This is a genomic window from Pseudomonas sp. AK106, from assembly GCF_053903055.1.
In genome coordinates this window covers 904,221-918,118 of sequence record NZ_CP096426.1, presented here as the reverse complement: position 1 = coordinate 918,118, position 13,898 = coordinate 904,221, and the positions used below count along the sequence as shown (strand labels likewise).

Here is a 13,898-nt window from a genome sequence, read left to right as displayed (position 1 = left end):
CAACGTGCCTCAACGGTAAACAGTGAGCGCCATGGCGCCGAAAATGCAGCTGAACAGGCTCAGACGCAGCAGCGCCGGATGCCAGAAGAAACGGTAGAGGTCGAGGCCGGACATGAACCGGTCCAGCGCCCAGGAAAGCACCATGGCGACCAGAAACATGACGGTCACGGTCGGCATGTAAACGCCGTGGAAGGCGAGTTCACGAGGCATTGAGTTGTCCTTGCGGCGAGGCCACAGACGCCGGCTCTGACGGAACGCCCGCCAGCGGCGATTGCGGGTCCAGCAGGCAGGTGCGGATGAAGTGCAGGTAGCTTTTCACCCGGCGCAACGCCGAGGTGTCGAAGTGCGGAGCAAAGGGCTCGTCGGTGTTCTGCACGCAGATGATGGCGTGATCGACGGCCGACAGGCTGCGCGCCAGATTGTGGGGATCGGGCTGGATGAACAGACGAATCAACGAGCGGCCCATGGCGCGAATCGCCTGCCGCCAGGGCTGCCACTCGGCGTAACTCGGGTGCACCGGCAGAATGGCCTGCTCGCGGCGCAACTCGATGATCCCGTGGCCGATCTCCAGCACCACGAACATCCAGCGCAGCAGGTTGCGTTGCACCTCGGGTTTACCGGCGGCCAGGCCATAGGCCTGATGCATCAGATCGCGCGTACGGCTTTCGAAACTGGAACGAATCCCGCGCAGCGGCGCGCTGATGGCAAAGCTCACTTGTCGGCGCAGGTTGCCTTCCAGCCGCTGCCACAGCCAGCGACTGTTCGGCGGCAGAATGATCGCCCCTGCCGCCGCACACAACAGCATGCCGAGGACCATGGCGATGTAGTCATTGATGAACGCATACGGGTTGTAGACCGTGAGGTTGTCCGGCGCCGAACCGATGCTGAAGAAAATCAGCAGCCCCAGACCATATCCCACCCACTGCGGCCTCGTGGTCAGGAACGTGCCGAACACGAACACCGGCGCCAGCACCATGCACAACAGCGGAAAACCATCGATGCGCGGCAGCACGAAAAAGGTGATGAAAAACCCCAGCAGCGCACCCAGAAAGGTCCCGCACGCCATCTGAAACGACATGCGCCTCGGGTTCGATGTCGTCGCGGAAAGCGCCACCGTGGCGGCGGACACCAGGGTCATCGACGCGCCGCTCGGCCACGCCGTGGCCACCCAGTACACCGACATGACCGCGAGAATAAAGGTCGCGCGCACGCCGGAGGCCAGCGAAGACAGCCAACTGGTGGTGGACACGAAGGGCTCGACCCATTGCTCCCGCGCATGGCGGTGATCGGCCAAAGACGCATGGGTCTGGGCGTAGTCGTGCATGTCGTCGACGAAGCGATACAGCAACTCGTAAGCGGTATGGAAATCCAGCAGGTCGGCGTCGCTGGGCTCGGTCTTGACGAACTCGGCGCGCAGGCTGCGCACGCGTTCGGGCAGGTCGGCCTTGTACACGCTCAACCGATTGGCGAGCAGTGCGGCGTCGGCGTTGGTCAGCGCGCGCCCGGCAAAGGGCTCCAGCAATCCAGTCAGCGCATTCAGGCCAGGCTCGATGGCCTGAACAGCTGGCGTCACGCCCCGCCGACGGAGGCGTTCGAGCAACTGATGCAGGGCGTTGAAGCGCGTGGTGATGGTCATGAATTCGCTGTTCAGGCGATTCAATCGACCGTTGCGGCGGCGCATGTGCGGGTCTTCGAACACGGTGACCGCGCGTAGGCCTTCGAGCCCCACGGCATCGGCAATGAAGCGCACGTTGCTGGCCTCGAACGACGCCGGATCGCTCTCGCCGCGCAGGCCGGTGATGACGAACTGAGCGAAGGTGCCAAAGCGCTGATACAAGGTGTTGCGCATCGCCGCGCCAGCGCTTTGCGGCAGGATCGCGGCGCTGACCAGTGTCGAGCAGACGATGCCGAGGGAGATTTCCAGCACCCGCCACATGGCGGCCATAAACGAGGTGTCCGGGTGAGCGAGCGCTGGCAGCCCGGTCATCGCGGCGGTGTAGCCGGCCAGCACAAAACCGTAGGCGCGGAAGTTGCGATAGCGCGCCGCCCCGGCGCAGCAGAAGCCGACCCAGATCGCCAGACTGCCGAGAAACAGCTCGCTGTTTTGCGCGAACAGCGCCATCAGCGTGACCATGACCACGGAGCCGGCGAGCGTGCCGAGCAAGCGGTAGAAACTCTTGGCGAACACCTGACCGCTCTGGGGCTGCATGACGATGAACACAGTGATCATGGCCGTGCGCGGCTGCGGCAGCTCCAGGCGCATGGCGATCCAGTAGGTCAGGAATGCCGCAGTCAGCACCTTGCTGATGTAGATCCACGTCACGCCATCGCTGCGCGCCCAATCGTTGAGGCCCCGACGCCACTCCAGTGATTTGAGCCAGTTAAAAGCGGCGTTCATCGCCAGGCCCTGCCGGAGCGTTTCATTGATCAAACACCGCCAGCGACGCCGGCGTTTTCGGCACGGCGGTCTTTGCCGGTGCGGGGGAATCATTGCCGGCCATCAACCCGCCGCCCAGCGCCACCACCAGCTCAGCATGCACCGTCAGGCGCTCAGCCTGGACGTGTTGCTGCACCTGCTGTTGATGGAACAACAACGTCTGCGCGTTGAGCACATTGAGGTAATCGGTCAGGCCGCGTTTATAGGCAACCATCGCGATGTCGTAGGTTTTCTGCGCGGCGGCCACTGATTGATCGGCGAACTGCTGTTGCTTGTCCATCGACTCACGACGAATCAGTTGATCGGAGATGCTCTTCAGCGCCATCACCAGGGTCTGGTTGTACTGCGCGACAGCTTCGTCATAGCCCGCTGACGCCACGCCCAGCGCCGAACGCAAACGTCCGCCGTCGAAGATCGGCAAGGTGATCGCCGGGCCCACGCTGTAGTTGAATTTCTTGCCGGCGAGGAATGCCAGCATGCCGCCGCCGGTGGCCATGTAACCAAGGCTGCCCATCAGATCAACGTTCGGATAGAAGCCGGCATGGGCCACATCGATGCCTCGCGCCTGCGCCGCCACTCGCCAGCGGCTGGCGACTACATCCGGACGCTGCCCCAGCAATTCGGCGGGCAGCGCGGAGGGCAACGTCAACGCCGCGTTCAGTGACAGCGTCGGCCGCTGCAGACGTGCGCCCTCGCCCGGTCCTTTGCCCGCCAGCGCCGCGATCTGATTGCGGCTCAGGGCAATCGCCTCGTCCAGGGCGTCAATCTGACGATGGGTTTCGGGCAGCGGGGTTTGCGCCTGGCTGACTTCAAAATGGGTGCCGATGCCGCCGTTCAGACGACGCTGGGCCAGATCAACGATCTGCTGCTGTTGCGCGAGGGTCGCTTCGGCGATGTCGCGCTGGGCGTAGTTGAGCGACAGCTGGATGTAGGCGCGGACGATGTTGTCCTGCAATTCCAGCTGCGCCTGACGCTCCTGGGCCGCGCTCAGGTGCGCCATGTCCAGCGCCTGTTCGGAGTGATTGCTTTCCTGGCCCCACAGGTCAAGGGAATAACTCAGGCCCAGCGAAGCGTTGTTGTCCCACGTGCTGGTGTTCGACAGCTCACCCGGGCCGTAGAACTGATCCGTCGGCCAGTTGTGTCGTTTCAGGCTGCTGTCGCCGGAAACGTGCAGGGATTCCGCCGACTCCGCGATGCCCGCCATGGCCTTGGCCTGACGCACTCGCGCGGCAGCGATCGCCAGGCTGGGGCTGCCCATCGCGGCCAGTTCGATCCAGCGATTGAGTTGTTCGTCGCCATAGGCACGCCACCACTGACCAGCCGGCCAGTGGGCGTCTTTGTCGGCCGCCTTGATGGCGTCGTCGGTGGCCAGCGCGTCGGGCGACAACGCTGTGCCTTGTGGGGCGATTCCGCCAGTTCCGATGCAGCCGCTGATGAGTAACGTTAAAGCGCACACACTGAGGGATTTGAGCCCTCTGACGAGACGACGCGGCACTGCTGCAATTACCTGAATGGAGGGGGAATCGATGATGCGGCGATTCTAGGGGGCGTCTAGCCCGGCGATAAGCCGGGACTTCTGCGAATCTTTGTTACGGAACCGGAGATAATCCTTTGGTATGGCTGACATGGATCAGTTACTTCATGTCACAATTTGCTATCTCATCTGAGAACGGCCAATGGACACTCTGCAAAACATGCGCGCCTTTACTTGCGTGGCGCAAGCGGGCAGCTTCACCGCTGCCGCTGCTCAACTGGACACCACCACCGCAAACGTTTCGCGCGCTGTCTCCAACCTCGAAGCCCACCTGCAGACCCGGCTCCTCAACCGCACCACGCGACGCATCGCCCTGACTGAAGCGGGCAAGCGTTACCTGCTGCGCTGCGAGCAGATTCTCGGTTACGTCGAAGAGGCGGAAGCCGAAGCCAGCGACGCCCATGCGCGTCCGGCCGGGCAGCTGAAAGTCCATTCGATGACCGGCGTGGGCCAGCATTACGTCATCGACGCGATTGCCCGCTACCGGCGCAATCACCCGGACGTGTCGTTCGACCTGACCATGACCAACCGCGTCCCGGACCTGCTCGAAGAGGGGTACGACGTGTCCATCGTGCTCGCCAGCGAGCTGCCGGATTCGGGCTTCGTCTCCCAGCGACTGGGCATCACCTACAGCATCGTTTGCGCCTCGCCCGCCTACATCAAGGCGTTCGGCATGGCGCACCGGCCGGCTGATTTGCTCAATCATGCCTGCCTGCGCCTGGTCAGCCCGGTGTTCCCGCTGGAAAAGTGGGCCTTCGACGGCCCCGAAGGCCAGGAAACCGTGACCATCGGCAACTCGCCGTTTCTGGTGAATTCGGCCGACGCCATGCAGGCGGCGATCAGCAGCGGCATGGGCATCGGGATTCTGCCGATCTATTCGGCCATCGAAGGCCTGCGCAATGGCACGCTGGTGCGGGTCTTGCCGCAGTACCGCTCCCACGAGCTGAACCTGTACGCCATCTACCCATCGCGGCAGTACCTGGATGCGAAGATCAAAACCTGGGTCGAATACCTGCGCGGCTCGCTGCCGGAAATCATGGCCGCCCATGAAGCGGACCTGCAGACCCATGTATTGCCGGAGACGGTTTAACGCTCCGCCCCACCTGGCAACAGACCCATCCACCTCGCCAATCCCTCGGCAAGAATGTTAGCGTGCTACGCAATGCCCTTCTGAACTGCCGAGAGAAGCTATCCGATGAAAAAGACCGTCCTTGCCTTCAGCCGCGTGTCTCCGGAAATGGCCGAGCGCCTGCAGCAAGACTTCAACGTGATCATCCCCGACCCGAAAAAGGGTGATCTGAACGCGCAGTTCAACGAAGCCCTGCCCCACAGCCACGGCATGATCGGCGCTGGCCGCAAGCTGGGGCGCGAACAACTGGAGAATGCAAAGCAGCTGGAAGTGGTGTCGAGCATTTCGGTCGGTTACGACAACTACGACGTCGACTACCTCACCGAACGCGGCGTCATGCTGACCAACACTCCCGACGTGCTGACGGAAAGCACGGCAGATCTGGGCTTCTCGTTGATCATGGGCAGCGCCCGCCGCGTCGCCGAACTGGACGCCTACACCAAAGCCGGCAACTGGAAGCGCAGCATCGAGGCGCCGCACTTTGGCACCGATGTCTACGGCAAGACGCTGGGCATTGTGGGCATGGGCAATATTGGCGCGGCAGTCGCACGGCGGGGTCGTCTGGGCTTCAACATGCCGATCCTGTACAGCGGCAACAGCCGCAAGACCGCCATCGAGCAGGAACTGGGCGCGCAATTCCGTACGCTGGATCAGTTGCTGGCCGAGTCGGATTTCGTCTGCCTGGTGGTGCCGCTCAGCGAAAAGACCCAGCACATGATCAGCACCCGTGAGCTGTCGCTGATGAAGAAGACCGCCATTCTGGTGAACATCGCACGCGGCCCGATCGTCGACGAGCCGGCGCTGATCAAGGCGCTGCAGGACGGCACGATTCGCGGCGCCGGCCTGGATGTCTACGAGAAAGAGCCGTTGGCTGAATCGCCGCTGTTTGCGCTGAGCAATGCGGTAACGCTGCCTCACATCGGCTCGGCGACTGACGAAACCCGTCAGGCCATGGCCGACCGCGCCTACGCCAACCTGCGCGCCGCGCTGTTGGGCGAGAAGCCGCAGGATCTGGTGAATGCGCAGGTGTGGAAGGGCTGAGCTCACTGTGACGATCGTTCCCACGGTCCCAGTGGGAACAATCAAAGGTTTCAGCCCGCCTTAAGCCAGCTTCGCCCCCACAGGCACAATCACCCTGGGCTTCCTGAACACCAGCACGTTCCCCGCCATCACCAACACCAGCCCCATCAGTGCGGGGGCGGTCCATTGATAGCCTTCGGCAAACGCCGACACATTCAACGCCACCACCGGGAACAGCACCGTGCAATACGCCGCGCGCTCCGGGCCCATGCGGCCGACCAGGGTGAGATAGGCGGTAAAGCCAATCACCGATCCCGGCACCACCAGATACAACAGCGAGCCGATGTACCGCGCGCTCCACTCAAACCCGAACGGCGTGCCGCTCAGCAGGCAGTACACGCACAGCATCGTCGCGCCATACAGCATGCCGTAGGCATTGGTGGTCAGCGGACGCAGGCCGGCCTTCTGTTGCAGGCTGGAGAGCATGTTTCCCGCCGAGAAACACAGCGTGCCGAGCAGGGTCAGCGCTAGACCGATCAAGGTCTCGCGGCTGGCGCTGTGCCCGGCCAATTCCGGCCAGAACAGACACGCCAGCCCCATCAGCCCCAGCGTGCCGCCCAACACGACGTTGCGCGCGATTTGCTGCTTGAAGAAGATTCGGGCGTTGAGCGCGTTCCACAATGTCGCAGTGGAAAACACCACCGCCACCAGACCGGTCGGAATCCACTGGCTGGCGGTGTAGAAGCACATGAAATTTACGCAGAACAGGCACAGCCCTTGCGCCAGGCAGATAAGCTGCCCGCGGCGATTGACCTTCTGCAGTTTCCCGGTCGCCAGCAACAAGGCGAAGAGGATGAGCGCCGCGAGGCCGAAGCGGTAGACGATCGACACCGGGATGGCGACCTCGCCCAGTTGCAGTTTCAAGGCGATCCAGGTCGTGCCCCAGATTAAAACGGTCAGCAGATACAGCGTGATGTTCATGTCGAGCTCCCCAGTGAGGCCTCAGTCTGGCGGCGCGGGTCTGCCCTCACTTGCAGAAACTTGCGCATTTGATCGTCACCCCGCTGGCAGGGGGCAGCGCTCGGAGTAGGATGCGAGGCGCAGAGGAGTCCTTATGTCGTCACTTGAAACCATCCAGGTCTTTCAATCCCTGAACAGCTCGCCCCACGCGCAGCTGGAGAAGAGCGCGCCTCTGGGCGACGGGGTGATGGCGGCGCTGTGGAACAACCGTCATGACGCGCAGAATTACCACGCGCCGACGCACCACACGCTGTCGTGCTACATCGACGGCGGCACGGGAACATTCCGCCGCGATCAGCCGGGCAAGAAAGGCGCTCCGGACAAGATCTGCACGCTGCCCGCCGGCCATCAGTCCTCCTGGGTGGTGAACGGTGAAATCCGTCTGGCGCATTTGTATATCAGCCCCGAACAGTTCGCCCTCAACTGCGTCACGCTGCTGGATCGCGAGCCACGCCAGTTGGCGTTGCAGGAGCACACGTTTCTGGATGATCCGCTGCAGGCCGAGCGTTTTCATCGCCTGATCCGCATGGACTGGCGAGAGCCCGGCGAGCGCATGCTCACCAGCAGCCTGGCCCATGAGCTGCTCGACCACATGGTTCTGCGCCAGGTCGGGCTGCGTGAAGGGTTGCGTTTGAAAGGCGGACTGGCGCCGCACCTGCGCCGGCATTTGGTGGAGTTCATTGAGCTGAACATGGCCGAGCCCTTAAGCCTCGGGCAATTGGCGGGCATGTGCGCGTTGTCGGAATACCACTTCGCGCGGATGTTCCGCGAAAGCTTCGGCCTGCCGCCCCATCAATACCTGCTCGCCCGACGCCTCAACCGAGCCCGCGAACTGCTGCGCTCGACCCGCAAGCCATTTGGCGAGATTGCCCTGGAATGCGGCTTCGCGAGTGCCAGCCATTTCAGCAACCGGTTCAAACAGTCAGTCGGCGCGACGGCGGGCGAATACCGGGCTGCGTTTGAGTCGCGTTAAAACTCCAGCGTCGTCGCCATCACCACCTGCCGCGAATCCCCCAGGGACACGAAATAACGGCTCACCGCCGAGCTGTAGTAGGTGCGATCAAAGAGGTTTTTCACGTTCAGCTGAAACTTCACTTTCTGCCCGTCCAGACGGGTTTCGTAAGTCACGAACGCATCGGCGACGGTGTAGCCGGGCAGATCAAAATCATTGTCCGGATTGCCCGCGCGTTCGCCGACGTAATGGGCGCCCGCTCCCGCCCGCAGCCGGTCCGCACCCAGTACCGCGCCGAAGTCGTACACCGCCGAGACCGAACCGCTGTGCCGGGGTACGTTCTGCAAGCGGTTGCCCTTCAGGGTCGGGTCTTCAAGCACCCAGGCGTCGGTGAAGGCATAAGCGCCAATCAAGCTCCAGCGTTCTGAAAGCTGCCCGCTCACGTCCAGCTCCAGGCCCCGCGAGCGAACCTGACCCGCCGTGGTGTACACCGTGTTCGCCGTCAGCGAGTCGAAATTCGCCACCAGCACGTTGCGTTTTCTGATGTCGAACAGCGCCAGCGTCGCACTGACGCCATCGGAGGAATCCCACTTGGCGCCCAGCTCCCACGCTTTCGATTCTTCGGGCAGCGTCGCCGAATCCAGCACGGTGCCCCCCGCCAGCGTAGCGATGCTCGAGTTGGGCTTGAACGCCTCGGTGTAACTGCCATACAACGAAAGCTCATCGCTGTAGCGGTAAACGAGGCCCGCTCGGGGAATCCACTTTTGCCCGTTCAAATCGGTATTGCGCGTGAACGGCGAGCCTTTGCCAGCCTGCTGATCGAACACTTGATAACGCGCGCCCGCGACGAAAATCCAGCGATCTGTGAGGTGCACGGAGTCCTGAGCAAACACCGAGTCGCTGCGCAGGATATCGAGCTGATGGCTGTCCGCCGCACTGACCTGAGTGCCCTCCGCTTCCTGGCCATACACCGGATTCACGTAGCTGAACGTGCTCTGGCTTTTCTGGCGGATCAGCTCACCGCGCGCGACTTTGCGGTATTCGTCGTCGACGCCCATTAGCACCTCGTGCCGCAAGCCCGCCAGCGAGGTGTCGCCGCTCAACGTGAGCGTGGTGAAGCGATCGGTGCTCAGGGCGTTGCCGGTCCCGTCGATGGAGCGGGTCAGCGTGCCGGTGGCCGGATCGACGGCGGTCACGCGCACCTGACTGGCGTCGTAGGTCTCGCGGTTGTAGCTGTAACCGAGGTGGCCTCTCCAGGTGTCGTCGAAGGTGTGATCGACCTCGAATCGATACAGGTCCGAGCGCCCTTCCATTGTGTTGAAGAGCTCGTCCAGACGCCGGGTCGCGGGGATGTTCAACGGACGGTTTGTGCGAGGATCGATTGCCGTGCCGCGATCAAACGGCGAGAGAAATTCCCGGTGTTCGTAGGACGCCAGCACCTCGGTGTCATCGCCATACCAGGCGAGCGATGGCGCGATCAGCGATTCACGGTGTCCGCCGTAATTGCGCCAGTAATCTTCGTCTTCGTGGTCGACGATCAAGCGGTATGCCAGCCCGGTGGACGCGCCTTCAGCGCCATCAATCGCGCCGGTGCTATCGAACGTTCCGCCACTGCCGTTTTTGCCTGCGCCGTAGCTTGAACCTCGCGCCGTCAGCGAGTTGGCCGACTGTAACTGCGGACGCTTGCTGACCACGTTGATCACCCCGCCCGGGTCCTGAATGCCATACAACAGCGACGCCGGGCCCTTGAGAACTTCGACGCGCTCGGCGGTGACATTGAGGTTGCGGCCCTGGACCACCGGCATCCCGTCGCGCATGATCGAACCGTCGCGATTCTCGCCAAAACCCCGCTTCATCAGCGTGTCCTGTGTGCTGCCGAGGGTGTTGCCCTGGGTTACGCCACTCACGTTGGCCAGCACATCGTCGAGATTGCGCGGCGCCTGATCCCTCAACACCTGCGCCGGAACAAGGCTGACCGCCTGCGGGTTTTCCAGCGGCGGCGTTGCGCTGCGCATCACTGATGAGACAGCAGGCGGCTGATAGCTGTAAACGGCACTGAGAGTGGAGTCTATCTGCGTCGCGCCAAGGGTGACCGCACCCTCGACGGGGCGGGATTGCAGCGTGAAGGTGTCGTCTGTGGCACGGCGGAACGTTAAGCCAGACGTGCCCAGCAGAATGCGTAACGCCTGTTCCGCACTGAACGAGCCCATCAATGCCGGGGCATCCACCGCGTACGGCACATCCTGGGTGTAAATAACCCCCTGCCCGGTGACTCGACTGAAATCCCTGAGCGACTGGGACAGCGGTTTGGCCGGAATCGAAAAGTCGTAGGCCGGCGCGGCTGCCTGAGCGCAGGCGCTCCAGACCGCTACCACCGAAAAGCCAAACCCACTTCTCACATCGATCACCCCGTTTGACTGCGATACACCTCAACAGCTCGCCTGCGATCAACGGATCACAATGACCCGCCCGAGCGCTTGGTATTGCTCAAAACCAACCACGGATTTCAACGCCGCCAGCACGGCCTGCGGATCGCGGCTCGGGAAGCTGCCGCTGACGGTCTTCGCGGCCAGTTGGTCGTTGAGCAAAATGATCCGGCCCGGGTAATAACGGTTCAGGTCGCTGATCACATCAGCGAGGGGCGCGCGGGCGTAATTGAGCCAGCCCTGACGCCAGGCCAGTTGGCTTTCGCTGTCGACAGACTGCGGAGCGCCGGTTCGCTCACGGTCATAACGGGCCCGCTGACCTGCCGTCAGGATCTGCTGCGGCGCATCGGCGGCCGCCTTCACGCCAACGCGCCCCGACAGCACAGTGATTTGCGCGCCGGGCGGCTGCAGCCGTACTTCGAATTGCGTGCCCAGCACCCGGGTTTCGCCGCGTCCGCCATCGACCACAAACGGCTCGCCAGTGTGAGTAACTTGAAAGAATGCGGCGCCACGGCGCAACTCGACGTGCCGCTCTCCGTCGCCAAAATGCACGGCGATTGCGCTGTCGGCGTCCATCGTTACCTGCGACCCGTCTGACAGGATCAACGTCCGGACCTGCCCCGGCGCCGACACATAATCGGCATTCAAGTCCTCTGCCCAGCGCTGGGGATTCCAGCCCAGCCCCGCGCTGATCATCAGCACCAGACACGCCGCCATCGCCAGCGCCGCTCCCCAGCGCGGCAGCCTGCGCGGCTTGGGTGCGTCCATTTTCCGCAGCAAGGCATTGAGTGCGGCGGCGTCTTCGGCGGCCAGTGTGGCGGCAGGCTCTTCGCTCAGTTCCCAAACCACCTGAGCTTGGGCGTACGCTTCGGCATGAGCGGGATCAGCGTGCAGCCAGCGGCTGAAGCGCGCCTGATCGGCAATCGTCGGCTGGTTGTGCAACACACTGAGCCAATTCAGGGCCATGGTATGGGGATCGGCAGTCGGATCAGGAACGGCATTCATCGGCGTATGCCCCCGGATTTCCCGGCAAGCGGCGCAACCCGAGTAACGTCCTGATTGATGCTCGCCTTGCAGACCTGCAGGGCGCGCATCATGTGTTTCTCCACGGCACTCTGCGAAAGGCCCATGGCCTTGGCGATTTCGGCGTACTTGCGCCCGTGGATTCGGTTGAGCAGGAAAATCTGCCGGGTTTTCTCCGGCAATCCGCGCAACGCCGTTTCGATGTGGCGCAGATCGTTGCTTGCTTCCAGCGCCGCTTGGGGTTCGTCAGTCTCGGCCCAGTGCGATTCCGGCAGCCGCTCATCGCTGAGCCGGGCGCGAGTGCTCTCATTGCGCAGATGGTCAATGGCGATATTGCCAGCACAGCGCAGCAGGTAGGTGTTGAGCTCCTCGACCTGCACCAGCGGACGCCGCCAGAACCTGAGAAACAGGTCCTGCACCAGATCCGCCGCCGTCGCCCGACAACCCACCCTTCGGCTGACCAGCGCCTCCATTTGCGGACGCTGGGACAGAAACACCTCCAGAAACCGCGCGCGTGCAGCCTTCGGAGTCTCGTGGTCGAGGTCCTGGCACACTGAGTTCAAGGACGGAGGCGGATCGATCATGATTCAGGCACGGGCTGGGGGAGGATGCGAGGCGCGATATTAATGATAAATATTCTCATGCGCAAAAGATGTCCGACGAATCTCGCAACAAATCTGCAGCGGCCGAAGGTTGCCCCCAAAAAGGCGCGGCCCAGCAAAACTGGACTTGCCGGTCGAGTTCCCCCTTTCGCGAAATATATTCTCGGTTCCAAGGGGTTGAATTGTTCGTGGATCGGCGCCAACACTGTGAATGAGGGCAGACGAAAAACACCTCGTCCAGACTCTCCCGAGCAAGCCAAAGTAAGGGAAGAACTATGCAAATCCAGGTCAACAGCGATAACCACATCGAAAACAGCGTCCGTCTGGAGGAGTGGGTACGAACCACGGTTGAAACTACGCTCGAACGATACGAAGAGGATCTGACCCGCGTTGAGGTCCACATCAACGACGAAAACGGCGACAAGCCAGGCCCGCATGACATCCGCTGCCAGATGGAAGCCCGGCCAAAAGGACACCAACCCATTTCTGTGACCCACAAGGCCGATTCGATCGATCAGGCAGTGGATGGCGCAGCGGTCAAACTGGACCACGCCCTGGAACATCTTTTCGGAAAACTGCGCGGCAACAAACGCGGCGCGGCTCCGGTGATTGAAAGCGATCTGGATGACGAGCCGGTCAGTGCTGACGCGTTGCTCGAAGAAGAATTTCTCGAGAAGGACGAAGCGTTGCACGGCTGATGCAGCAGCTCTGAGACACTAAACGACTGAAAGAGGGGCGAGCCTGGAAACGGGCCCGCCCTTTTTTTGCGCCGTCGTTAGGCAACCAGCGCTTGAATGGTGAGCCGCGCTAAACGGGTGGCCGATTCAAGTGGCCGACCTTTCGCACACAAAGAACGCATGAGGCGCGCAAATGGTGCCGAGCGGGAATGGGCCAAGCCCTTGGCCAGTACAAGACGGACGCTGAAACCATGACCTGCTTCTCGTTTCCGGGCCCTTGGGTCCAGCGATCGGGACCATTTACACCTTTCGTCCGTTGTGGCCCAAACCCTGCAAGCTTTGTATCGTCGAGCTTACACCTCACCTGCACGCCGCAGGCCTGCTGGCCTCGGACGCAGTGACTCGCTCAATACGACGACGTTTCAACGGACCACTGATGGAAATCACCGCGATTTCAGCGAGCGCGGCCAGGGCAGGAATCATTAACCGTTGATCGGCTTCGAGAACTAAAGGGATTCACCCCCAGTCAATTCATGCAGATCGTTAACAGGTAACAGGCCATGGATAACCCTTTTCAACTGATCACCGACGCCTTCCATCCCGACTACCGGGTCAACCTGAGTATCCAGGGCCTCGACGGGACCATCATGCTGACGCTGTCGAATGAGTCAGGTGTGGTCGCCAAACGCCTGATCAGCGCCGAGCAACGCAACTCGCCCAAGCGGCTGCGCCGTTTGATCGAAAGCATCCAGTTCGGCATCGCCATCGAACAAGGCCATAGCGCCATCAAGATCTTGGCGGCCATGACGGATGGCGACCTCAAACAACTCTCGCCTCCGCCTACCCGAACCCGCTTCCTCGGCCGTCCGCAGTTGACTGCCGGCCTTTGACTTTTTGATGCGCAGGGCATGAGGCGATAGTGATTGCCTCTCCAGCGCAGTCTTTTCGCCGCATCATTCTCGATGCGCTCCGTCCCCCGCCGACGATCGCCAACGTCCCTGTAATGCCCGCCGATTCAGCCCTCAGACAGAAAGCACCTGCTACAACAAACCTGTAGCAAGCCGGCTGCCCCGTTACA

Annotated in this window: 12 protein-coding genes; 5 read left to right on the top strand and 7 right to left on the bottom strand. The window is 62.2% G+C overall.

Annotated elements, in window-relative coordinates; translation table 11 throughout:
- Window positions 1–9: 9 nt before the first annotated feature.
- The 3 genes from M1E04_RS04155 to M1E04_RS04145 are packed head-to-tail and all read right to left on the bottom strand — an operon-like array spanning window position 10 to window position 3,932.
- Entirely contained in the window at window positions 10–210 is a 201-nt protein-coding gene (locus tag M1E04_RS04155) for a DUF1656 domain-containing protein (RefSeq protein WP_065991906.1), read from the bottom strand.
- Window positions 200–2,398: an FUSC family protein gene (locus M1E04_RS04150; protein ID WP_456292444.1), complete on the bottom strand. Its 2,199-nt coding sequence runs from the start codon at window positions 2,396–2,398 to the stop codon at window positions 200–202. Before M1E04_RS04150 ends, M1E04_RS04155 begins: the two co-directional genes overlap by 11 nt.
- A gap of 22 nt (window positions 2,399–2,420) precedes the next feature.
- Window positions 2,421–3,932 carry an efflux transporter outer membrane subunit gene (locus M1E04_RS04145; RefSeq protein ID WP_456292443.1) on the bottom strand — a complete coding sequence of 504 codons (1,512 nt, stop codon included), beginning with the start codon at window positions 3,930–3,932 and terminating at the stop codon, window positions 2,421–2,423.
- Between the two features lie 181 nt (window positions 3,933–4,113).
- Here M1E04_RS04145 and M1E04_RS04140 point away from each other — a divergent pair, with 181 nt between their 5' ends.
- Both M1E04_RS04140 and M1E04_RS04135 read left to right on the top strand, forming a co-directional pair.
- Window positions 4,114–5,061, top strand: a complete 948-nt coding sequence (locus M1E04_RS04140) for a LysR family transcriptional regulator (RefSeq protein WP_065991899.1) — start codon at window positions 4,114–4,116, stop codon at window positions 5,059–5,061.
- Between the two features lie 105 nt (window positions 5,062–5,166).
- Entirely contained in the window at window positions 5,167–6,141 is a 975-nt protein-coding gene (locus tag M1E04_RS04135; RefSeq protein ID WP_456292442.1) for a 2-hydroxyacid dehydrogenase, read from the top strand.
- A 60-nt stretch (window positions 6,142–6,201) separates the two neighbouring features.
- Here M1E04_RS04135 and M1E04_RS04130 read toward each other — a convergent pair whose 3' ends face one another.
- Window positions 6,202–7,101 (bottom strand): DMT family transporter, encoded by a 900-nt coding sequence (locus M1E04_RS04130; RefSeq protein WP_456292441.1) that lies wholly within the window; start codon window positions 7,099–7,101, stop codon window positions 6,202–6,204.
- 133 nt (window positions 7,102–7,234) lie between these two features.
- On the opposite strand from M1E04_RS04130, the gene M1E04_RS04125 reads away from it, so the two are divergent.
- A complete protein-coding gene (locus M1E04_RS04125) occupies window positions 7,235–8,113 on the top strand; it encodes a helix-turn-helix domain-containing protein (RefSeq protein WP_455913169.1) in 879 nt (292 codons plus the stop codon).
- On the opposite strand, the gene M1E04_RS04120 is transcribed toward M1E04_RS04125, so the two are convergent.
- The 3 genes from M1E04_RS04120 to M1E04_RS04110 are packed head-to-tail and all read right to left on the bottom strand — an operon-like array spanning window position 8,110 to window position 12,125.
- Window positions 8,110–10,491, bottom strand: a complete 2,382-nt coding sequence (locus tag M1E04_RS04120; protein ID WP_456292440.1) for a TonB-dependent siderophore receptor — start codon at window positions 10,489–10,491, stop codon at window positions 8,110–8,112. The two genes, M1E04_RS04125 and M1E04_RS04120, sit on opposite strands and share 4 nt — an antisense overlap.
- A 48-nt stretch (window positions 10,492–10,539) precedes the next feature.
- On the bottom strand, window positions 10,540–11,523 hold the full coding sequence (locus tag M1E04_RS04115; RefSeq protein WP_456292439.1) for a FecR family protein: 984 nt from the start codon (window positions 11,521–11,523) through the stop codon (window positions 10,540–10,542).
- On the bottom strand, window positions 11,520–12,125 hold the full coding sequence (locus M1E04_RS04110) for an RNA polymerase sigma factor (protein ID WP_456292438.1): 606 nt from the start codon (window positions 12,123–12,125) through the stop codon (window positions 11,520–11,522). Before M1E04_RS04110 ends, M1E04_RS04115 begins: the two co-directional genes overlap by 4 nt.
- A 293-nt stretch (window positions 12,126–12,418) precedes the next feature.
- On the opposite strand from M1E04_RS04110, the gene M1E04_RS04105 reads away from it, so the two are divergent.
- Together M1E04_RS04105 and M1E04_RS04100 are read left to right on the top strand one after the other, a co-directional pair.
- Window positions 12,419–12,841, top strand: a complete 423-nt coding sequence (locus M1E04_RS04105; protein WP_065991892.1) for an HPF/RaiA family ribosome-associated protein — start codon at window positions 12,419–12,421, stop codon at window positions 12,839–12,841.
- Between the two features lie 539 nt (window positions 12,842–13,380).
- Window positions 13,381–13,710, top strand: coding sequence for a DUF3509 domain-containing protein (locus M1E04_RS04100; protein WP_065991891.1), 330 nt, complete (start codon window positions 13,381–13,383; stop codon window positions 13,708–13,710).
- Window positions 13,711–13,898: the final 188 nt, after the last annotated feature.

What these genes read in the sequence shown, in the direction of transcription:
- M1E04_RS04135 (WP_456292442.1), top strand. Translation starts at nt 5,167, where the DNA reads ATGAAAAAGACCGTCCTTGCCTTCAGCCGCGTGTCTCCGGAAATGGCC.
- M1E04_RS04100 (WP_065991891.1), top strand. Translation starts at nt 13,381, where the DNA reads ATGGATAACCCTTTTCAACTGATCACCGACGCCTTCCATCCCGACTAC.
- M1E04_RS04130 (WP_456292441.1), bottom strand. Translation starts at nt 7,101, where the DNA reads ATGAACATCACGCTGTATCTGCTGACCGTTTTAATCTGGGGCACGACC.
- M1E04_RS04115 (WP_456292439.1), bottom strand. Translation starts at nt 11,523, where the DNA reads ATGAATGCCGTTCCTGATCCGACTGCCGATCCCCATACCATGGCCCTG.
- M1E04_RS04110 (WP_456292438.1), bottom strand. Translation starts at nt 12,125, where the DNA reads ATGATCGATCCGCCTCCGTCCTTGAACTCAGTGTGCCAGGACCTCGAC.
- M1E04_RS04125 (WP_455913169.1), top strand. Translation starts at nt 7,235, where the DNA reads ATGTCGTCACTTGAAACCATCCAGGTCTTTCAATCCCTGAACAGCTCG.
- M1E04_RS04150 (WP_456292444.1), bottom strand. Translation starts at nt 2,398, where the DNA reads ATGAACGCCGCTTTTAACTGGCTCAAATCACTGGAGTGGCGTCGGGGC.
- M1E04_RS04140 (WP_065991899.1), top strand. Translation starts at nt 4,114, where the DNA reads ATGGACACTCTGCAAAACATGCGCGCCTTTACTTGCGTGGCGCAAGCG.
- M1E04_RS04105 (WP_065991892.1), top strand. Translation starts at nt 12,419, where the DNA reads ATGCAAATCCAGGTCAACAGCGATAACCACATCGAAAACAGCGTCCGT.
- M1E04_RS04155 (WP_065991906.1), bottom strand. Translation starts at nt 210, where the DNA reads ATGCCTCGTGAACTCGCCTTCCACGGCGTTTACATGCCGACCGTGACC.